The sequence below is a fragment of the Bacillus sp. FSL M8-0166 genome, from assembly GCF_038008825.1.
GTDB classification, from domain to species: domain Bacteria; phylum Bacillota; class Bacilli; order Bacillales; family Bacillaceae; genus Bacillus; species Bacillus safensis.
This window is the reverse complement of the sequence record NZ_JBBOZZ010000001.1, coordinates 163,554-184,675: the sequence shown is the minus strand read 5'-3', so window position 1 is coordinate 184,675 and position 21,122 is coordinate 163,554. Positions and strand designations below refer to the sequence as shown.

Below are 21,122 nucleotides of genomic sequence, written 5' to 3'. Positions count from 1 at the left end.
GTGCCTCCAATTAGTGATTTCCCCTGCATCCGTTTTTTTGTATCTTATGTGAAAAGCGAGAAGTCATGCTTTCTCTTTCATTTTAACGAAAGCTTAACAAGAGGACAATTTAAAATTTCGACAAGATTTGTTTTGTAAACAAAAAGAAGGCCCCTCATAAGAGAAGCCTTCTTTTTTTCATATTAAGACAATACTTTCATGACGTTCTTAACAGATTCAACAGAACGGTCAAGCTGACTTCTTTCTTCTTCTGTCAGCTCAAGCTCAATGATCTGCTCAAGGCCGTTTCCACCTACGATTGTTGGTACACCAAGGTAAATGCCTTCGTAGCCATATTCACCTTCAAGGTATGCAATCGTTGGGATAACGCGGCGCTGATCTTTTAGAATCGCCTCAACCATTTCTACTAGTGAAGCAGCAGGTGCATAATAGGCACTACCGTTACCTAATAGGTTTACGATTTCGCCGCCGCCTTTTCTTGTTCTTTCAACAATCGCATCAATTCGATCTTTTGGAATCAATGTTTCCAGCGGGATACCGCCTGCATAAGAGTAACGAACAAGCGGAACCATGTCATCGCCATGTCCACCAAGCACAAAGCCCGTCACATCTTTGACAGATAGATTTAATTCTTGAGCAACAAACGTACGGAAGCGTGCTGTATCAAGAATGCCCGATTGTCCAATGACTTTTTCTTTTGGTAATCCTGATTCTTTATAAACGGCATATGTCATTGCATCAACAGGGTTTGTTAACACAACAATAATGGCTTCTGGAGAATATTTAACGATTTCGCGTGTCACGCTGCGCATGATTTTTTCATTTGTTGACACGAGATCGTCACGGCTCATTCCCGGCTTTCTTGCAATTCCTGCCGTAATGACCACGACATCAGAACCGGCTGTATCTTCGTAGTTAGAAGTGCCTGTAATGTTCGCATCGAAGCCTTGAACAGGGCTTGCTTCCAGCATATCAAGAGCCTTCCCTTTTGTTGGGTTCTCAAGCTGCGGGATATCAACTAATACGACATCCGCTAATTCTTTTTGAGCTGTTAGAAATGCTGTAGTTGCTCCAGTAAAACCTGCTCCGATGACAGATACTTTTTTACGCTTGTTTGCCATTTCCTTTTTCCCCTTTAACTTTAAAGTTTAAGAATCAAGACAAGTTTTTGATGAGCTCGTCAGCAAACTCAGAACATTTTACTTCTGTTGCGCCATCCATTAATCTAGCAAAATCGTACGTGACGACTTTAGATGCAATTGTTTTTTCAACAGATTGAATCACTAGATCAGCTGCTTCCTGCCAGCCAAGGTGCTCAAGTAAAAGCACGCCTGATAGAAGAACAGAAGATGGATTCACTTTATCAAGACCAGCATATTTTGGTGCTGTTCCGTGAGTCGCTTCAAAAATAGCGTGTCCTGTTTCGTAGTTGATGTTCGCACCTGGTGCGATACCAATTCCACCAACTTGTGCTGCAAGTGCATCAGAGATGTAATCTCCATTTAAGTTCATTGTAGCTACAACATCGAACTCAGCTGGACGAGTTAGGATTTGTTGAAGGAAAATATCTGCAATGCTGTCTTTGACAATGATTTTGCCAGCAGCTTCTGCTTCACTTTGCGCTTTGTTTGCCGCATCTTTTCCATCTTGTTCTACAATACGATCATATTGTGCCCATGTAAAGACCTTGTCGCCAAACTCTTTTTCAGCCACTTCGTAGCCCCAGTTTTTGAAGGCACCTTCTGTAAATTTCATGATGTTTCCTTTGTGAACAAGCGTCACAGATTTACGGCCTTGGTCAATTGCATATTGGATAGCCGCTCTGACAAGACGGGATGTACCCTCTTCAGAAACTGGCTTGATTCCGATACCTGACGTTTCTGGGAAACGGATTTTGTTCACACCTAATTCGTTTTTCAAGAAGTCAATTAACTTCTTCACTTCGTCTGAACCTTTTGCATACTCGATACCTGCATAGATATCTTCTGTGTTCTCACGGAAGATCACCATATCTGTGTCTTCTGGACGTTTCACAGGAGAAGGTACGCCTTTGAACCAGCGAACTGGACGTAAGCATGTGAATAAATCAAGCTCTTGTCTAAGTGCCACGTTTAATGAACGGATTCCTCCGCCAATTGGTGTTGTGAGGGGTCCTTTAATCGCAATTAAGTATTCACGAATGTCTTCAAGCGTTTGCTCAGGAAGCCACTCTCCAGTTTTATTGTAAGCTTTCTCACCTGCATATACTTCTTTCCAAGTGATTTGCTTTTCACCTTTATATGCTTTTTCTACAGCTGCTTCAAGTACTCTTGATGCTGCTTTCCAAATGTCAGGACCGATTCCGTCCCCTTCGATAAACGGGATAATTGGATTATTTGGTACATTCAATACGCCGCCAGTAACTGTAATTTTTTCGCCTTGTGACAATGATATTACCTCCCAGGTTATGTAGTGAATATTTGAAACTTCTTGGCTTGATGCCTGCAAGCAAAAAAGTTTTTCACGTGATTCGTTTTTTTGTTGATATAGAGGCTGATTGGCCTTTTGAAATCAGCCCCCGTTTATTCTATAAACATTAGTCTCTTTCACTGATCGGAACAAAGGTTTGAAGATCAGGTCCAATGTAGTCAGCTCTTGGACGGATGAGTCGGTTGTTGTCATATTGCTCTAGAATGTGAGCAATCCATCCAGAGAATCGGCTGATCACGAAAATTGGTGTAAACAAGTCATGATCAATGCCAAGACTGTGATATACAGATGCAGAATAAAAATCAACATTTGGTGGAAGATTTTTCTCTGATGTCACGATTTCCTCTGCGCGAACAGACATTTCATACCATTTCGGCTCGCCAGTGAGGTTTGTTAAACGCTGGCTCATTTCTTTTAGATGCTTTGCACGCGGGTCACCTTGACGGTATACTCGGTGGCCAAAGCCCATAATTTTTTCTTTCTTCTCTAGCTTACCATGAATATAGGAATCTACGTTTTCAACTTCGCCAATTTCTGAAAGCATCTTCATCACGCCTTCATTCGCGCCGCCATGAAGCGGTCCTTTCAGCGCACCGATAGCCGCTGTCACACCAGAGTAGATATCTGATAGTGTAGCAACACATACACGTGCTGTAAATGTCGATGCGTTTAATTCATGATCCGCATGTAGAATAAGTGCCTTATCAATGGCTTCAATTTCTACTGGTGACGGCTCTTCGCCATTTAGCATATACAAGAAGTTTGCAGCATAGCTGTATTCTTCTTTTGGCTGTACAGGCTCAAGTCCCTTGCGAATGCGTGAAAACGCAGCGACTAGTCCAGAAATTTTCGCCTGTAAGCGAATCGCCTTTCTGTAATTCGCTTCTTTGTCCATAATCTCTGATTCGTCATCGAGTAAACCTAGTAAGGATACTGCTGTACGAATCGCAGACATTGGATGAACCCCATCGAGCGAATAAGATTTAAAATGCTCAATGATTTCTTGCGGAATCTGAGCATTTTCATTGAGCTGCTGTTTTAATTCACTCAGCTCCTGCTCATTCGGCAGCTTTAAGTGCCATAACAGGTAGACAATTTCTTCGAATGTAGCTTTTTCAGTTAAATCATCGATATTGTACCCTACATAAGTAAGAGTATCATCAATAATTGAGCTTACGGATGAAGTTGTTGCCACGATACCTTCAAGACCTCTTGTTGCTGTCATGTTCAATCTCCCCTTTTTAAAAAGATTCCCCTTCGTTGCAGAATTCTCACTTTTTGAAAGCGCTATCCAATCCGAATAAGATGGCAGGTTCAGAAAAGAAAATGCTTACATTTACCTATACGGTTAGAGCGCTTTTAGCCTCATATCTCTTGTGTGATCAATGAGTTCAAAATTAAGCCTATTCCCATTATAAACAATAATCAGACATTTGTTAAATGTTTAACTATAATTTTTTTTGATATTTTTTTTTCCAGTCTCCCATATCAGGCATGGAATAAAGGGATTTTGCTTCTTTTAATATATTTAATTATGTTTTTTTGCAAAAGCTCACACAAGAAAAAATTAAAAAAAGAAAGTGGCATGAACCACTCTCTTTTCACCCGCTGAAAAATTTCACAGCCTGCATCGCCAAATAAGCAATTCCTGCCCCGATGAGCGGTCCAACAGCCACACCTTTAAATAAGCTGACTGCCAAAATGGTACCGAACACAAGCGCTGCCGTAATATGCGGATCATTTTCGAGTAGCACAATACCGTTTTTTGCAATTAATGCTACTAATATACCCGCTCCAAGAGCTATCCAAGCATAGGAAGATTTCATCGCTTCTCCAAGCTGCTTAAATCCAATGTCACCTGTTGCAATAGGGACCAGCACAGCAATGGTAATGACGGTGACTCCCCAATTAATGCCTTTAGATTGGAGAACCGGGAAAATTTTTTGATCCAGGCCAATCAGTTTAATCGCAATCAGCACAGAGACCGCTAAAATTAACGAATTGTTTTTTGCAATAAGTGCAATAACGAGTAAAAGTACCAAAAATAAATTTGCTTGAGTAAACATACGCCGCTCCTTTCTTTCTTTTTATTGCGACCTTTTCATATTACTAATCTTTTTGAATAAAATGAAGTATCGGACATGCTTGTTTTTTGGAGGGGATTGTGTGAATCACGCCTATGTGGCCATTTTTCTGCGAAGTTTGATGATGATCAGCATTGCTGTTTTTGCGGTTGTCTTTTTATATCAGTCTTTTCCGTTTTTATATCCTTTTTGGATCGCCCTTATCGTGTCTTGTTTAATTCATCCTGCCGTATGCAAAATCGAAGAGATCACCGGGATGCCAAGAGGACTTGTTGTGGTCATTGTGCTCTTGCTCTTTTTAGTTGCAGCCGCCGGCTTAATGACGCTTTTAGTTGCGGAAATCATTTCAGGAAGTGCTTATTTGGCAAAGGTGCTGCCTGGCCATCTTGATCAAATGATTGGTATTGTGGAGCAATTTTTCACAGATAAAATTTTGCCTTTATATCATGATGTAACGGCCCAATTTAATACGCTTCAAGCAGGTCAAAAGGAATCGATTTTGGGACAAATTCAAGCACTCGGTGATGAAGCTGCCGCAAAAATCGGGACTTTTCTTTCAAAAACACTCGAGCTTATTCCGGCTTTTTTAGGTCTTTTGCCTGATGCAGCAGCCACACTGTTATTTTCTGCTCTGGCAACTTTTTTTATCACGAAAGATTGGTTTACGTTAAAAACATACGGCTCACGTATCTTTCCCGCAAAATGGATGCAGCATACACGCGCCATTTTATCTGAAATCAAAAAAGCCATTACCGGCTTTATGAAGGCCCAGCTTCTACTTGTTGCCATGACGATTGGTATTGTATTGATTGGACTCATCATTTTAAAGGTCAAGCATGCCTTCGTAATCGCTCTATGTATTGGACTCGTCGATTTACTTCCTTACATTGGGAGCGGCACTGTATTTCTACCGTGGATCATTTATTCTGCCATGACAGGAAATCTTTCCCTCGCCATTGGCCTGGGCATATTGTATATTGTCGTCCTCATTCAAAGACAAATATCAGAGCCTAAAGTCTTAAGCAAATCCATCGGACTTAATCCTTTAGCAACGCTTGTGGCGCTATTTGTCGGGTTAAAATGGTTTGGTTTTCTAGGACTTGTGATTGGCCCTGCTTCCCTTGTCGTGTGGCAGGCATTCCGTAATGCAGGAGTTTTCAGAGATATTTATGAGTACATTCGGTATGGCATGCAAAAATAAAAGAGACCTTCAGCTGAAGGTCTCTTTAGCGAATGATCTTATAGCGGTTACGATTAGACATGTTTCTAAGCCAGCGTTCAAAGAGCGGCTTGATTCCCTTTCTCGTCACCGGAATGAGCAGCAAAGCCCCAATGAGATCCGATAAGAAGCCTGGAATGAGCAGCAGCAGACCGCCAATCAGAATACAAAAACCATCGACAATCGCTCCCCCTGGCATCTTGCCATATTGTAAATCTCGCTGCACTTTTTGGAAGGCTTCTATTCCTTGTTTTCTTGCGAAATAAGCACCTAGTGCACTTGTCAGCACAATTAGCAGCATCGTTGGCAAAATGCCAATGATTTTACTTGAGATTAAAAATAAACTAATTTCCACCGCAGGGAACAGAATTAATAATAGTAGAAAATATTTCTTCAACCATATCACCTCATGGGGTATCTTTCATCGAAAGCTGTTTACTTTTTTTAGTGTAACATAAAAAAAGAGAGGAGTCAGACAACTCCCCTCTTGGATGATTTAAAGGACGCTTGCACGGCCTTTGTAGATCGCTCCGCGTGCTGGATCTACTGTAATCTCTTCGCCTTCTTTTAATAGTGTTGTTGCGCTGTCAAGACCAACAATCACTGGAATGCCAAGGCTTAGTCCAACAACTGCTGCATGGCTTGTTAAACCGCCTTCTTCTGTGATAAGGGCAGATGCTTTTTCTAAAGCTCCCATCATATCACGATCTGTGCAGTTTGCAACTAGGATCGCACCGTCGTACATTTTTTCTTCTGCTTCTTTTCCGCTTTGTGCAATGACAACCGGTCCAAATGCAGATTTACGGCCAATACCTTGACCTTTCGCAATGATGTCACCGACAACATATACTTTCATTAAGTTCGTAGTACCTGTTTCACCAACTGGCACACCTGCTGTAATCACGATTAAATCGCCGTGTCTTACATAGCCTGTTTCAATTGACTTTTCTACTGCATTCTCAAGCATTTCATCAGTAGACGTCGTTTTTGATCCGCTCTTTGCAAATACACCGAATACGAGTGAAAGCTTTCTCGCCACTGATTCGTTTGCAGTAACTGCTACGATTGGTGCTTTTGGTCTATATTTTGAAATCATTCTTGCTGTATGTCCGCTTTCCGTAGGCGTCACAATTGCTGCAACATCAAGCTTCATCGCTGTATGTGCAACAGATTGACCGATCGCATCTGTAATGCTGACTTCTACTTCTTCGCTTCTGCGAGAAAGAATTGCTTTATAGTTTAGTGCATCTTCTGAACGTGATGCAATGTTATGCATTGTTTGTACAGCTTCCACTGGATATGTTCCTGCTGCTGTTTCACCAGAAAGCATAATCGCATCTGTGCCGTCAAAAATAGCATTTGCCACGTCACTTGCTTCCGCGCGTGTTGGACGAGGGTTACGCTGCATGCTGTCCAGCATTTGAGTCGCTGTGATGACAGGCTTGCCTAAACGATTGCATTTTTTGATCAGCATTTTTTGAACAAGCGGTACTTCTTCTGCCGGGATCTCTACACCAAGATCTCCACGCGCAACCATTAAACCGTCAGATACCTCAAGGATCTCGTCGATGTTATCAACACCCTCTTGGTTTTCAATCTTAGGAATGATTTGAATATCAGTCGCATTGTTCTTTTCAAGAAGCTCACGAATTTCAAGAACATCAGAAGCTCGTCTAACAAAAGAAGCTGCGATGAAATCGACGCTTTGTTCAATTCCAAACAGAATATCATTGGCATCCTTTTCTGTAATACCAGGCAGGTTTACACTGACGCCAGGTATGTTGACACCTTTTTTGTTTTTGAGTGTGCCTGTATTCATGACTTTTGTGACGATTTCTTTGCGGTCCATGTTAATTTCTTTTACTTCTAAACCAATCAGACCATCATCTAGTAGAATTGTTGAGCCTACTTCTACATCATGAATTAAATCTTCGTACGTCACACTAATTTTTTCCGTATTTCCAACAATGTCTTCCATACTCACGATAAGATCAGCACCAGCGACTAGCTCAATTGAGCCGTTTTCAACTGTACGTGTACGGATCTCTGGACCTTTTGTATCTAGAAGGATCGCAATGTCCTTGCCTAATGTTTTACCTGCTTTACGTATGTTTTCAATGCGTGCACCATGCTCTTCAAAATCTCCATGGGAGAAGTTTAGTCTGGCTACATTCATTCCTGCTTCAATCAATTCAGTCAGCTTTTCAATGCTTTCACTTGCTGGACCGATTGTACAAACGATTTTTGTCTTTCTCATTACTGTTCCTCCTAAGGTCTTCTCGTTTTATATAGAGAGCTCTTGTGAAAGTCGGTACATATTTTTATCGACTGTATGTTTTTTATCTAAGATTTCTAAAATATCGTGATGGACAAGTTCATTGCTTTGAATGCCTACACAGCGTCCGCCTTTTCCTTCAAGAAGAAGCTCGACTGCATATGCTCCTAAACGGCTTGCCAGCACACGGTCAAACGCACTCGGAGAACCTCCGCGCTGAATATGTCCTAAGACAGATACACGTGTTTCAAGGCTTGTCTCCTCTTCAATCCGCTTACCAAATTCAACACCGCTGCCTACGCCTTCTGCAACGATGATGATACTATGCTTCTTGCCGCGCTCGTGCCCTCTTCTTAACCTAGCAATAATTTCGTCCATGTCATAGTCTGCTTCAGGAATCAAAATAGATTCTGCTCCGCCCGCAAGACCTGACCAAAGAGCAATATCACCAGCATGTCTTCCCATTACTTCCACTACGTATGTACGTTCATGAGATGTGGCTGTATCACGAATTTTATCAATGGCATCAATGACAGTATTCAGTGCTGTATCAAAGCCAATAGTGAAATCAGTACCTGGAATATCGTTGTCAATCGTGCCAGGGACACCTACACATGGAAAACCGAGCTCAGTTAATTTCTTCGCTCCCATAAATGACCCGTCTCCACCAATGACAACAAGTCCTTCAATACCGAATTTTTTTAAGTTTTCAATTCCTTTTTCACGACCTTCAACTGTCTTGAATTCAGGACATCTTGCCGTGTAAAGTTTTGTTCCTCCACGATGAATGATATCGCCTACTGAACCTATTTCGAGTTTCTCAATTTTACCGTTAATTAGACCTGAGTATCCATTATAAATACCGTAAACTTCAACATTATGGTAAATTGCTTTCCTTACAACTGCGCGCACAGCTGCATTCATTCCTGGGGAATCCCCACCGCTTGTTAAAACTCCTATACGCTTCATCTTTTTCACCTCAGAGACCATATATGAATTAAACATACCATTTCCACTGCTTGAAAACAATCATGAGCAAATTTGGATGTTTTCAATACGAATTTCTAAAACCGTACTTATTATACAATTAAATAAACCGTTTTTAAACAAAAGTTAAGAACGTCATGAAAGCAAATCTCTCTGAAATCTGTAAAGGTAGGTGCTATAAACCTTATCATATCAAGGTTTTCAGACGTTTCAAATTTTATGAAAACAAAAGAAAATTATTTTCAAATAGCGCTTACATGAGGACGGTTTTCATGAAAAAAGATGAAAAAAAATAAACGCCAGCCAAAAAGGCTGTACGTTTATTTAGTTTACCCCAATATATTGATTTTCAATCGATACTTTCCCGATTGCTTTGTATTTTTGATATCTTTGTTCGACTAGTTCTTCAGGTGTTAGTTTGAGCAAAGATGTAAGTGATTGTTTTAATGTTTTTTCCATGTAAGCTGCTTGTTGTATCACGTCTCGATGTGCTCCACCTTGCACTTCTTTAATAACATCATCTATAATATCTAATTCTTTTAGGTCAGGAGCGGTAATTTTCATTGATTCTGCAGCTTTTTTCGCAAGTGAAGAGTCCTTCCAGAGCAGTGCTGCTGCACCTTCAGGTGAAATCACTGAATACGTTGAGTTTTCTAGCATGAATAGGTGGTTTCCTACGCCTAAGCCTAGTGCACCGCCACTTCCCCCTTCTCCAATGACAATACAGACAACTGGTACACGAAGTCCTGCCATTTCGAATAGGTTTTTCGCAATTGCTTCACTTTGTCCGCGCTCTTCAGCTGCTTTACCAGGATAAGCTCCTTTTGTATCAATAAAGCAAATGATAGGGCGATTAAATTTATCTGCTTGTTTCATCAAGCGCAGCGCTTTACGGTAGCCTTCTGGATGAGGCATGCCGAAATTACGGCGCAAGTTTTCTTTTGTATCTTTACCGCGCTGATGGCCAATAACAGTGACAGGAAGCCCTTTAAACGTGGCAATTCCTCCAACGATCGCTTCATCATCACCATAAAAACGGTCACCGTGACATTCGAAAAAGTTGTCAAACAGCTCTTGAATGTAATCGAGAGTTGTTGGGCGCATCGCATGCCGAGCAATCTGCACTCTGTCCCACGGCTTTAAATTTGTATAAATGTCTGCTTCAAGCTTGCTCAGACGTGTTTCAAGGCGCTCAATTTCTGCACTTAAATCCATTTCTGAGTTTTGTGTGAACTTTTTCAGTTCATCAATTTTCGCTCGAAGTTCAATGACAGGTTTTTCAAATTCTAGTTCTCCAGCCACTCTCGTTCACCTCCTGTGCTGTGTAGTGCTAAGATTCGGCCTAGTGTTTCTTTCATTTGTGCACGATGGATCACAGCATCAAGCTGTCCATGCTTCATTAAAAATTCAGCCGTTTGGAAGTCCTCTGGCAGGTCTTCACGAATCGTTTGTTCAATGATTCGGCGGCCTGCAAAACCAATTAAAGCACCAGGTTCTGCAAAGTTGTAATCACCGAGAGACGCAAAACTAGCTGATACACCGCCAGTTGTTGGGTTCGTCATCACAGAGATAATTAAACCTTGATCCTCGCTGAACAGTTTTAATGCTGAACTTGTTTTTGCCATCTGCATCAGACTGAGAATTCCCTCTTGCATTCTCGCTCCGCCAGATGCAGTAAAGATAATAAAAGGCACCTTGTCCGCTTTTGCTTTCTCGATCGCTAGTGTGATCTTTTCACCAACAACGGATCCCATACTGCCCATACGGAACGTGGCATCCATGACAGCAATCACAGCACTTTGGCCTTCAATTTCACCTTTACCTGTGACAATGGCTTCATTCAAAGATGTTTTTTCTCTGTCTTTCTCAAGCTTTTCTTCGTAGCCTGGGAAACCGAGCGGGTTTGCTGAAATGAGGTGCCCGTTAAATTCTTCAAATGTGCCTTCATCGACAAGGCTTTCAATACGCTGTTTTGCATTCATTTGCAAATGTCTGCCGCAATTCATACAAACACGTAAATTTTTATCTAGTTCTTTGGTGAGCATTATTTTTTTACATTGCGGACATTTGGTCATGATGCCTTCAGGCACATCTTGACTTGCCTGTTCAGAGGGTACAGATGCATATTTTTTCTTTTTACTGAAAATATTCTTGATTGACAAATGACTACCTCCCTTTTTGAAGGGTTTTTTCTTCACACGCACATCCACTATTATAGGACATGTCATAACTGTACCGAAACTATTGTACTTTTTTTGTCAAACGCTGTCATCCTTCATTCAATTTTTTCAGTGGGGAATTGATGAGAAATGAGTATGTGTTTGGGGCGCTGAGCAGTTGATATGTTTGAATTGTGAACGTCTACAAAAAAATCTCATTCCGGATGAAAAAATTTTCGCGTAAGAGAGGAAATGGTGCACGTTTTCCCTCCAATTTCAGAAAGAACGTGCACACTTTTCCAGTTGATTATTCGCCGATAATCGTTAATTTTCTTGTTTTTTCAGCGACAGCTTCTGGGTCGACTTTGATTCTTGCAACGCCAGTTTCCATTGCTGCTTTTGCCACCGCTTTTGCTACCGCTGGTGCAACGCGTGCATCAAATGGTGCAGGGATGACATATTCAGCTGACAATTCTTCCTCTGAAACAAGAGAAGCAATCGCTTCAACAGCTGCGATTTTCATTTCTTCGTTAATGTGAGTTGCACGTACATCTAATGCTCCGCGGAAAATTCCTGGGAATGCCAGTACGTTGTTCACTTGGTTCGGGAAGTCAGAACGGCCAGTTCCTACAACACTTGCACCTGCTGCATGTGCATCTTCTGGCATGATCTCTGGATTTGGATTAGCCATAGCGAAGATGACAGGGTCTTTTGCCATTTTTCCAACCATTTCTTTTGTTAAAGCGCCTGCTACTGAAACCCCGATAAAGACGTCTGCGCCTTCAATGACTTCTTCTAATGAACCTTCTTTGCGATCTTGGTTCGTGAATTTAGCTACTTCGTTTTTCACTGCATTCATACCGTTCGGGCGGCCTTCGTAAATTGCACCTTTCGTATCACACATAATGATATCACGTACACCGAAATGATAAAGAAGTTTGATAATCGCAATTCCTGCTGCCCCGGCGCCGTTTGCCACTACTTTGATTGAAGACATGGATTTTCCAGATAGCTTCAGTGCATTCACAAGTCCTGCTACTGTCACAATTGCTGTACCGTGCTGATCATCGTGGAAAACTGGAATGTTTGTCTCTTTTTTCAAGCGCTCTTCGATGATAAAGCAGTTAGGAGCTGCAATATCTTCAAGGTTCACACCGCCAAAAGTCGGCTCAAGAAGCTTCACTGTTTCAACGATTTTGTCTACATCGTTCGTTGCAAGCGCGATTGGGAAGGCATCTACGCCTGCAAAGCTTTTGAATAATACAGCTTTCCCTTCCATTACTGGAAGAGATGCTTCTGCGCCAATATTTCCAAGGCCTAAAACAGCGCTTCCGTCTGTGACAACAGCGACCATATTGCCTTTCATTGTATAATCATACACTTTGCTTGTGTCGTCATAAATATCTTTACATGGTTCTGCAACACCAGGTGAATAAGCCAAGCTCAAGTCTTTCGCATTTTTCACTTGTACTTTTGATTTTGATTCGAGTTTGCCTTGATTCTCTTTGTGCATATGTAATGCTTCTTCTCTTAATGACATGTGATGAACACTCCTTCAAGTGGAAAATGATTTAATGATTTGCTAAGTTGATAAGCACATACTGGCAGTTTTAAATACACAGAATCTTTAAAATGATAACACAATAGGTGAATTTGTAAAACATATTCAGGCGATTTGTCATCATTTAATCACAACGTTTTGTTCACCGAGCAGCTCTTTTAACTGGAAAATCACAGCATGATCTGCATGAACTTTGTATGCATCTGGAAGTCTCATCGTCTTTTTTTGCTTCTCATAATACAAATAGACATCTGCTTCTCCGCTGTGCATCGAGAGGACTCGTTTTACTTGCTCTAACAGCTCCTGCGTGTGATTCTCTTCTTTCACCCGAATGTAGACAGACTCTTTTCTTTTTGCGTCCATCTCTTCCAGCAAAGCAGCTTCTTGCACGATGATTTGACTGCTGTCATTTCTGACCTCTACTCTGCCTTCAACATAAAGCATGGTGCCCTCCTCAAGCAAGGGGGACAGCTTTCTAAATTGCTCTGGAAAGACGACGCCTTCCATTTCTCCCGTTTCATCCCCAAATGTAACAAATGCCATCGATTGTCCATTTTTTGTCCGAATCGATTTCACTTTTGTCAAAAGACCACCCATTGAGATTTTACGCTTTATATAGGAAGAAAGTCTGATGATTTCCACTGCACCATTCTCTCTTAAGCGGTCTCGGTACGCTTGTACTGGGTGATTTGATAAATATAACCCGAGTGCCTCTTTTTCAAATTGCAGGAGATCAACAAGCGGCATTTCTTCTATCTCCGCATATTTTGGCTTAATGGAGAAGGTTGTATCCCCAAGAAAGTCCAGCTGATCCTCTGGATTTAAAAATGACACGTGATCTAACGCAATATCTATCGATGCTAATAACGAAGCACGATTGGGATAAAATTCATCCATCGCCCCTGAAAAAATGAGCGCTTCTATCGTTTTTCGGTTGACACTCTTTGGTGATACTCTTGCGCAAAAATCAAATAAATCTTCAAACGGCTTTTCCTGTCTTGCTCTGTATATATCCTTTACAGCTGACACTCCGACATTTTTGATCGCTCTTAAGCTGTAGCGGATCTCCCCTTTTTCAACCGTAAATGGAAATTCACTCTTATTAATAGAAGGCTTCAACACAGATATCCCTTTTTCCTTCGCCTCATAGAAATATTGAGCAATTTTGTCTTCATTTCCAATTACACTCGTTAAAAGACCGCACATAAAATATAACGGATAATGCGCTTTTAAATAAGCAAGCTGAAAGCCAATCATGCTATATGCAACAGCATGGCTTCTATTAAAACCATAGTTTGCAAATTTGACGATTAAGTCATAAACGTCATTTGCAATGTTAACAGGATACTCCTTTTTTAGGCATCCTTCAACAAAATGGCTTCGCTCTTCATCAAGGACCTTTTTATCCTTCTTCGAAACAGCTCTTCTTAATAGATCTGCCTCGCCCAGCTGAAAACCAGCCATCTTCGCTGCAATCAGCATGATTTGCTCCTGATAGACGATGACCCCATATGTATCCTTTAATATGTCATACAAATCAGGATGAGGATAGGAGACCTTGACTCTGCCATGCTTTCGGTCGATAAAAAGCGGGATATTTTCCATTGGACCTGGACGATAGAGGGCATTGACCGCTACGATGTCTTCTAAACTAGACGGTTTCAGGCGTCTCAGCACCTGACGCATTCCCTGTGATTCAAGCTGGAATATTCCAGTTGTATCTCCCGCGGATAACAATTCAAACGTTTTCTGATCCTCATATGAAATGTCACTAAAGTTAATGTGGACGTTTTCCTGTCTTTCAATCTGGTTTTTAATGGATTCAATTAATGTTAAGTTTCTGAGCCCTAAGAAATCCATCTTTAAAAGTCCGAGATCTTCTAAATAATTCATGGCATACTGCGTTAAATACACACCTTCATGGCCGTCTTGAATCGGAACGACCTCTGTCAGCGGCTCCTCGCTCAGCACAACGCCAGCTGCATGTGTCGAGGTGTGTCTTGGCAAGCCTTCTACTTTTAAAGCAGTTTGGAACACCTTTCGAAGCTCTTCGGATTGCTGAAGCATCGTTTTTAATTCAGGAGATGCAGTCACCGCTTCTTTCAGCGTCGTTCCTGGCTTTGATGGGATCAGCTTGGCAAGACGGTCCGCTGCCTTTGAATCAATTCCCATCACACGTCCAACATCCCTTAAAGCAGCCTTGGCTGCAAGTGTTCCAAACGTGACAATTTGCGCCACATGCATGTCTCCGTATTTGTCTTTTACATAAGAAATGATTTCATCTCTTCTCGTGTCGGGGAAATCAATATCAATATCTGGCATACTGATTCGCTCTGGATTTAAAAAACGCTCAAATAAAAGACCGTGACGGATCGGATCGACATCCGTAATAAACAGAACATACGCAACAAGTGAACCCGCTGCTGATCCCCGTCCAGGGCCTGTGACAATCCCTTTGTCATGCGCATACTTCATAAAATCCCACACAATGAGAAAATAATCACTGAAATTCATTTTTTGGATAATGCTCAGTTCATATTCAAGCCTTTTGACATACATGTCATGTGAAGCAATCTTTCTTTGCTTCATCCCTTCTGCGCACACTCTGCGTAAAAACTGATCTGCTGTTGATTGATCAGGAGTTGGATAGGATGGGAGTTTTGTCTGTCCAAGATTTAAATCGACTTCACAGCGGTCTGCAATCTCTACCGTTCTTGTCAGCAGCTCTCGATCATCTCTATACCATTCCAACATTTCTTCAAAGGATCTGAAATGCTTTTCTCCTCGGTCTTCCTCTATCTCTGAAAGCTGCTCCCCCGCTTTAATGGCTTTTAAACACGTATAAGCCATTTTGTCTTCTCGATTGATGTAGTGAACATCCCCCGTCGCAACAAGAGGAATGTCCGCACTTTGTGAGACGTCCCGCAGTTTGCCGGCGAGCGATTCGTCTTGTTGAAATGGCTGAAGTGCGATATACACATGTCCCTCGCCGAATATATGCTTCAATTGTTTTGCGGCTTCACGCGCTTCTTCTATCTGATCATGCTGCAAAAGCGTTTCGATATAGCCAGATGCGCCTGGTGTGATGGCAATGAGCCCGCGGTGATAGCTTTTGAGCCATTTTTCTTTCAGTCCGGCTTTTGATTTTGATTTCAGCACACTGCTGATTTTGATCAGATTTTGATAGCCTTCATTGTTTTTTGCAAGGAGTACCAAGGGATAAGCCTCTGTCTCTTGTTCATCTATGAAGACAGAAGCTGTTAAACCGATAACCGGCTTGATGCCATGTTTTTTACATTCCTTATAAAATTCAACCGTTCCATACATCACATGGTCATCGGTAAGAGCGAGCGCCTTGCAGCCAAGTTCTTTTGCTTTCAGCACAAGCTCCTTTACTTTAGCTGCACTGCTTAACAAGCTGTATCCACTGTGGACCTGAAGATGAACATAAGACATGCTTAATCCACTCCTTTCGTCTAAAGTCATTCTTTCATTATAAAACGCGATGCGGTGAGAAACAAATGTTCTTTCTTTTCTCTCTGTTCATACTTGTCCAGCACACACCATATATTGAATAGAGTGAGGTGGACAAAATGGATGTGAAGGAAGCTTTTATTCCGAATTTTATCAGCTGTTATTTTATCGCCCTTGGGGTCATTTTGGGTGGTGCTATCATAGGCGGTGTTGGTGCGTATTTATCTGGTCAGCCGCCTTTATCCATTATTACTAGTCTTGCCAACCGTTTAAAAATTTGGGCGCTTGTCGCCGCTATCGGCGGAACATTTGATGCTGTTTATAGCTTTGAACGAGGCATTTTCGAAGGAAACACGCGTGATATTTTCAAGCAGATTTTATTAATTATCTCTGCCATGGGCGGTGCACAAACGGGGTATCTCATTATTACGTGGCTCACCCAGGAGCATGTGTCATCATGAGGGTGCCGGAGCTGTATAAACGCCCAGGCTGGCAGCGTTTTTTTGCGGGAATGATGTTTGGTGCGATTGTAAGCTGGCTTATTTTTCTCTTTACATACGGAACCTTTCAGGAAAAGCAAGTGACACTGCTGAGAAGCCAGCAGCATCATATGGACAGTCTGAAAGAACAAATCACACTCTATCGGGAAGATCTGCATAAGTTAAATGAGGATAATAAGAAGCGGCTGCTGATTCAAAGCGTAGATGTTCATCTCGTGAATCGTGAGCAATATAAAATCCCAGAGCCAGATACGCTAAAGTTTGAAGATCAGGTCAAGGAGGATATCTCAGAAGTCATTACAAAGGATATTGAAAGTGTCTATAAAACAAAGGAATTACTAAAACGGACAGTGGAAAATAAAGAATATACCATTCGGGAAAAGGCATACCGCGCCAAAGTGACAGAGCTGACAATTTATACGAAGCTTTCACTAGAAGTACGTATTTCATTTGCTGAATAAACAGGTTGTGGAATTTTTATGAATTTCTGCCCTCAATGATCGCTTTTCACGCTTCATTTTTATACACTAAAAGTAGAACGAGATCTTAAATAGAAAGAGGTGAGGACAATGGAGGTTTACAGCTATCGTCAAATGGCACGAGACAAAGCAAGCCGGATCAAAGACGGCATGTGTGCTTATGCTGAGACAGAAATGATGGCTCATTTAATTAAAAAAGAATTAAAGCATCAAAATCTCCAAGCCTATGAAGATTCAACAGACATCGGCTGCTGGTTTATCCCTGTATGCAAGTAACCCTTTTCTCCATGACAAAAAAGAGAGAAGGGACTTAATATCCCTCCTCTCTTATGATGATGATTTACATACTTCTTCTAAATCACGCAAAATCTCATCTGCTACGGCCCAATCATAAATGGACGCACCGGCTGCAAGCGGGTGGCCGCCTCCATGATATTTTTTCGCAATGGTGTTAATGACGACACCTTTAGAGCGGAATCTAACACGAATCTGATCGTTTTCTTCCACAAAAAAGACCCATGCCTTAATGCCTGCAATATTTCCTAGTGTCCCAACAAGCTGTGAGGCTTGCTGCGCTGTTGTTTGGAACGATTCCAGAATTTCACGCTTAATGAAAACAGATGCAACCCCGTTCTCTGACAAAGAAATATGTTGAAAAATATAGCCATTTAATTTCACGACATTCAAATCTGTCTCATACAATTGATTGAAAAGATCTGAAGATGAAAATGGATATTCGATGAGTTCCCCTGCATATTTGAGTGTCTTTTTCGTTGTGTTTGGGAAAAGGAAGCGTCCTGTGTCTCCTACAATGCCGGCATAGATCAATTCAGCCGCCTTTGTATTCAGCTGATATCCTTCTTCTTTCCCCTCTAAGTACAATTCATAAATCATCTCGCTCACAGAGCTTGCCTCTGTATCCACCCAAAGCAAATCACCATAAGGATCTTCATTCGGGTGATGGTCGATTTTCATCAGCTTATCGCCCATTAAATAGCGCTGATCATCGATTCTTGCTTGATTGGCCGTATCACAGACAATGACAAGGGCCCCTTTATACACATCGTCTGGTACCTCATCGAGTTCATATAAAAATGAAAGGGATGGCTCAGGCGTTCCTGTCGCATAAATATTTTTTTCTGGATAGGTGGCACGCAAGATTTCCGTAAGGCCGCACTGCGATCCATACGCATCAGGATCTGGTCTTACATGTCTATGGATGATGATGGTGTCATATAATGATATGGTTCTAATCAGTTCTTTTTTCATAAAAACTCCTTCTCATGCGATACTCTTTTTATTATTAAATCATAATCTATCGTGACGGAAAAGTGAGGAATAGACAATTTATTCTAGTAAGCAAGCCTATTTACGTTTAAAATAGGGTTGTAACCACTTACAATGGAGGCTTGGCACATGCTTGTTTTGATTGTGTTTATTATTTGTTCTGCCATGTTTTATTTATACTACAAAGCAAAAAATGTCCGTACGAACCGGCCAGTCGAGAAAAAATTCTGGTCGGCGAAATCCAGTATGGCACTTGGCTGCTTTGTCCTGCTCTTCGGTGTGAATCAATTATTTTTAAACCGCTCGTCACTCGCATTTGTCATCGGATTTATTTTTGTTGCTGTCGGTATCGGCAGTACATGGGCTGGGTATAAAGCCTACAAGCATTATCTTCCGCTCTTTTTAAAGGAAGGCGAAAAAGATCACGCGTAATAAGGAAAGGGGCGACATGAGTTCGCCCTTTTTATCATTATCCCCTCTCCATCAGCTGCACCATCAGCATCGCTTTGCCTACGATATTCGATTGATGGTACACCTCGACTTCCAGCTTTCCAAACTTGCGTCCTACTTCTAAAATATTCGGCTTGATCTGGATTGTGGATTCCATTTGGACCGGCTTTAAGAAATAGACAGAGAGACTCTCGACGATCAGTTCGCCCTTTTTATGAGATTTTAAGAAGCGGTTGGCAGATTCGATTAAAATTTGTGTGAACACCCCATATGAAATGTTTCCAAGCTGGTTCGTCATTTGCGGAGTGACCTCGTATTGATAAACCGCATCTGCTTTTGGTTTATCTGTATCGGTTTCTTTAAACCCTCTTGAGACAACATCATCCAGCTTTTCTCCGACCTGCGGCTGCTTTTGAATCATTTGGAGCGCCTTGAGCACATCCTGACGGCTGATCATACCAATCAGCTTCGCATGATCATCCACAACTGGCAGCACCTCAATGCCTTCCCACACCATCATTTGTGCAGCTGAGGCGACAGATGTCTTGCCAATGACCGTCAGCGGATTTTTCGTCATCACCTTTTCAATCGGTGTGGAGCGGTCATGCCCCGCAATATCCTTTGAGGTGAGGATTCCGTGAATCTTCATTTGATCATCTGCGACGGGGAAACGGCCGTGGCCAGTTTCATAATTCTTTTCATACCATTTTTCAAGCTTATCCTCTGGTGATAAATACACCGTCCGTTCTATCGGCGTTAAAATATCTTCCACCAGCACAATCTCTTTTTTAATTAATTGGTCATAAATGGCTCTGTTTATGAGGGCCGCTACGGTAAATGTATCGTAGCTTGTCGATAAAATCGGCAGCTCCAGCTCATCTGCGAGCTGAATGATTTCATCATCTGTTGAGAATCCGCCTGTGACCAGCACAGCCGCTCCTGCCTCTAATGCCTGCCTATGGGCATTGATCCGGTTTCCGACGATGAGCAGGTTGCCAGCTGCCGTATAGCGCATCATTGCGTCCAGCTCCATCGCTCCGATGACAAATTTGTTTAACGTTTTATGTAAGCCGGCGCGCCCTCCAAGGACCTGTCCATCAATGACATTGACCACTTCAGCATATGTCAGTTTTTCAATATTTTCTTTTTTCTTTTGTTCAATTCGAATGGTGCCGACTCGTTCAATGGTACTGACGAATCCTTTATTTTCAGCATCTTTGATGGCCCGGTAAGCGGTGCCTTCACTCACTTTCATTTCTTTCGCTATGCGCCGGACAGAGATTTTCTCCCCGACATCTAATGAATCAATATACGATAAAATTTGCTCATGCTTTGTCGCCAATCCCGTTCACCCTTTTTGTTTTCAGCGTTTTCATCTATGTTTCATTATAAGGGCAGGAGGCTTTTAATAGCAATTTGTCTTTTCTTTCAGCAGATGAAGGCAAACAAAAAAGCCGGCATTTGTGTGCCAGCTTTTTCATATGAGGATTAAATCTCGATTGATTCCCCGCTGTTTAACACATGACCGACGCCGCCATGCAGGCTGTCTGCAAATGCATGCGGATCCTGTTCAATTGGCGGGAATGTGCTGTAGTGAATCGGAACGACCTGTTTTGCCCGCAGCCATTCTGCTGCGATTCTTGCATCCTCCGGTCCCATCGTGAAGTTATCACCAATTGGAAGGAATGCGAGCTCAATATGATTCAGCTCACCAATCAGTTTCATATCTGAAAAGAGTGCAGTGTCTCCTGCATGATAAATTGTTTTGCCCTCTGCGGTAAATAAAATACCTGATGGCATCCCTGTATACGTAATCGTCTGTGCCTCTTCATCAATGACAGCTGAACCGTGGAACGCTTGCGTGAGCTTCACTTTACCAAATTCAAACTCACGTCCGCCGCCGATATGAAGCGGGTGCGTTTTCACCCCTTGCCAGCTTAAATAAACGGCAAGCTCATTTGGCGCAACGACGAGAGCGTCATTATTTTTAGCAATTTCAATGGTGTCACCGAGGTGATCTCCATGCCCGTGTGTCAGCAAAATGACATCTGCTTTCACATCTTGCGGTTTAATATCTGTGTGCTTATTTCCATTTAAAAATGGATCAATCCAAATATGGTATCCGTTTGTTTCAATGTGTACAACTGAATGTCCATGATATGTAGCTTTCATGTAAGT

The 21,122-nt window shown here is 41.9% G+C and carries 19 protein-coding genes; 5 read left to right on the top strand and 14 right to left on the bottom strand.

All coding sequences use genetic code 11. From position 1 onward, the window contains the following. Nucleotides 1-182 precede the first annotated feature (182 nt). The 4 genes from mdh to NSS92_RS00995 form a co-directional block, all read right to left on the bottom strand. Nucleotides 183-1,121 (bottom strand): malate dehydrogenase, encoded by a 939-nt coding sequence (mdh, locus tag NSS92_RS01010; protein WP_008356047.1) that lies wholly within the window; start codon nt 1,119-1,121, stop codon nt 183-185. 34 nt (nt 1,122-1,155) lie between these two features. Continuing rightward, entirely contained in the window at nt 1,156-2,427 is a 1,272-nt protein-coding gene (gene icd / locus NSS92_RS01005; RefSeq protein WP_024424789.1) for an NADP-dependent isocitrate dehydrogenase, read from the bottom strand. A gap of 148 nt (nt 2,428-2,575) precedes the next feature. Then, the gene (gene citZ / locus NSS92_RS01000) at nt 2,576-3,694 is read right to left on the bottom strand and encodes a citrate synthase (RefSeq protein WP_024424790.1); all 1,119 of its coding nucleotides are present in this window, start codon (nt 3,692-3,694) and stop codon (nt 2,576-2,578) included. 376 nt (nt 3,695-4,070) lie between these two features. Then, entirely contained in the window at nt 4,071-4,535 is a 465-nt protein-coding gene (locus NSS92_RS00995) for a DUF441 domain-containing protein (protein WP_007501699.1), read from the bottom strand. Between the two features lie 100 nt (nt 4,536-4,635). Between NSS92_RS00995 and ytvI the strand changes: the two genes are divergently transcribed. Beyond that, nucleotides 4,636-5,754 carry a sporulation integral membrane protein YtvI gene (gene ytvI / locus NSS92_RS00990; RefSeq protein ID WP_340866760.1) on the top strand — a complete coding sequence of 373 codons (1,119 nt, stop codon included), beginning with the start codon at nt 4,636-4,638 and terminating at the stop codon, nt 5,752-5,754. A 25-nt stretch (nt 5,755-5,779) separates the two neighbouring features. Here ytvI and NSS92_RS00985 read toward each other — a convergent pair whose 3' ends face one another. The 7 genes from NSS92_RS00985 to dnaE all read right to left on the bottom strand — a co-directional run bounded on the left by NSS92_RS00985 (nt 5,780) and on the right by dnaE (nt 16,210). Beyond that, on the bottom strand, nt 5,780-6,169 hold the full coding sequence (locus NSS92_RS00985; RefSeq protein WP_340866759.1) for an FxsA family protein: 390 nt from the start codon (nt 6,167-6,169) through the stop codon (nt 5,780-5,782). Nucleotides 6,170-6,268: 99 nt separating this feature from the next. Further along, nucleotides 6,269-8,029 carry a pyruvate kinase gene (pyk, locus tag NSS92_RS00980; RefSeq protein ID WP_340866758.1) on the bottom strand — a complete coding sequence of 587 codons (1,761 nt, stop codon included), beginning with the start codon at nt 8,027-8,029 and terminating at the stop codon, nt 6,269-6,271. 27 nt (nt 8,030-8,056) lie between these two features. Beyond that, complete coding sequence (gene pfkA, locus NSS92_RS00975; RefSeq protein WP_041086887.1) at nt 8,057-9,016, bottom strand: 6-phosphofructokinase; 960 nt, start codon at nt 9,014-9,016, stop codon at nt 8,057-8,059. Between the two features lie 342 nt (nt 9,017-9,358). Then, on the bottom strand, nt 9,359-10,336 hold the full coding sequence (accA, locus tag NSS92_RS00970) for an acetyl-CoA carboxylase carboxyl transferase subunit alpha (RefSeq protein WP_340866757.1): 978 nt from the start codon (nt 10,334-10,336) through the stop codon (nt 9,359-9,361). Further along, nucleotides 10,321-11,196, bottom strand: coding sequence for an acetyl-CoA carboxylase, carboxyltransferase subunit beta (gene accD, locus NSS92_RS00965; RefSeq protein ID WP_340866756.1), 876 nt, complete (start codon nt 11,194-11,196; stop codon nt 10,321-10,323). The genes accA and accD overlap by 16 nt, the downstream gene beginning before the upstream one ends. Nucleotides 11,197-11,500: 304 nt before the next feature. Next, nucleotides 11,501-12,733: an NAD(P)-dependent malic enzyme gene (locus tag NSS92_RS00960; RefSeq protein ID WP_041086592.1), complete on the bottom strand. Its 1,233-nt coding sequence runs from the start codon at nt 12,731-12,733 to the stop codon at nt 11,501-11,503. A gap of 141 nt (nt 12,734-12,874) precedes the next feature. After that, on the bottom strand, nt 12,875-16,210 hold the full coding sequence (gene dnaE, locus NSS92_RS00955) for a DNA polymerase III subunit alpha (protein WP_267587141.1): 3,336 nt from the start codon (nt 16,208-16,210) through the stop codon (nt 12,875-12,877). A gap of 137 nt (nt 16,211-16,347) precedes the next feature. On the opposite strand from dnaE, the gene NSS92_RS00950 reads away from it, so the two are divergent. From NSS92_RS00950 to NSS92_RS00940, 3 genes are all read left to right on the top strand, one after another. Continuing rightward, a complete protein-coding gene (locus tag NSS92_RS00950) occupies nt 16,348-16,689 on the top strand; it encodes a YtrH family sporulation protein (protein WP_024424798.1) in 342 nt (113 codons plus the stop codon). Beyond that, nucleotides 16,686-17,189: a sporulation membrane protein YtrI gene (gene ytrI / locus NSS92_RS00945; RefSeq protein WP_003216226.1), complete on the top strand. Its 504-nt coding sequence runs from the start codon at nt 16,686-16,688 to the stop codon at nt 17,187-17,189. Before NSS92_RS00950 ends, ytrI begins: the two co-directional genes overlap by 4 nt. A 108-nt stretch (nt 17,190-17,297) precedes the next feature. Continuing rightward, nucleotides 17,298-17,483 carry a hypothetical protein gene (locus tag NSS92_RS00940; RefSeq protein WP_003216400.1) on the top strand — a complete coding sequence of 62 codons (186 nt, stop codon included), beginning with the start codon at nt 17,298-17,300 and terminating at the stop codon, nt 17,481-17,483. Nucleotides 17,484-17,534: 51 nt separating this feature from the next. On the opposite strand, the gene NSS92_RS00935 is transcribed toward NSS92_RS00940, so the two are convergent. Further along, nucleotides 17,535-18,476: a DHH family phosphoesterase gene (locus NSS92_RS00935; RefSeq protein WP_024424800.1), complete on the bottom strand. Its 942-nt coding sequence runs from the start codon at nt 18,474-18,476 to the stop codon at nt 17,535-17,537. Between the two features lie 147 nt (nt 18,477-18,623). Between NSS92_RS00935 and NSS92_RS00930 the strand changes: the two genes are divergently transcribed. After that, nucleotides 18,624-18,926, top strand: coding sequence for a YtpI family protein (locus NSS92_RS00930; protein WP_003216665.1), 303 nt, complete (start codon nt 18,624-18,626; stop codon nt 18,924-18,926). Between the two features lie 37 nt (nt 18,927-18,963). Here the strand turns inward: NSS92_RS00930 and NSS92_RS00925 are convergent, their stop codons facing one another. Further along, entirely contained in the window at nt 18,964-20,286 is a 1,323-nt protein-coding gene (locus NSS92_RS00925) for a CBS domain-containing protein (protein WP_340866755.1), read from the bottom strand. Nucleotides 20,287-20,432: 146 nt separating this feature from the next. Next, on the bottom strand, nt 20,433-21,116 hold the full coding sequence (locus tag NSS92_RS00920) for a metal-dependent hydrolase (protein ID WP_267587140.1): 684 nt from the start codon (nt 21,114-21,116) through the stop codon (nt 20,433-20,435). Nucleotides 21,117-21,122: the final 6 nt, after the last annotated feature.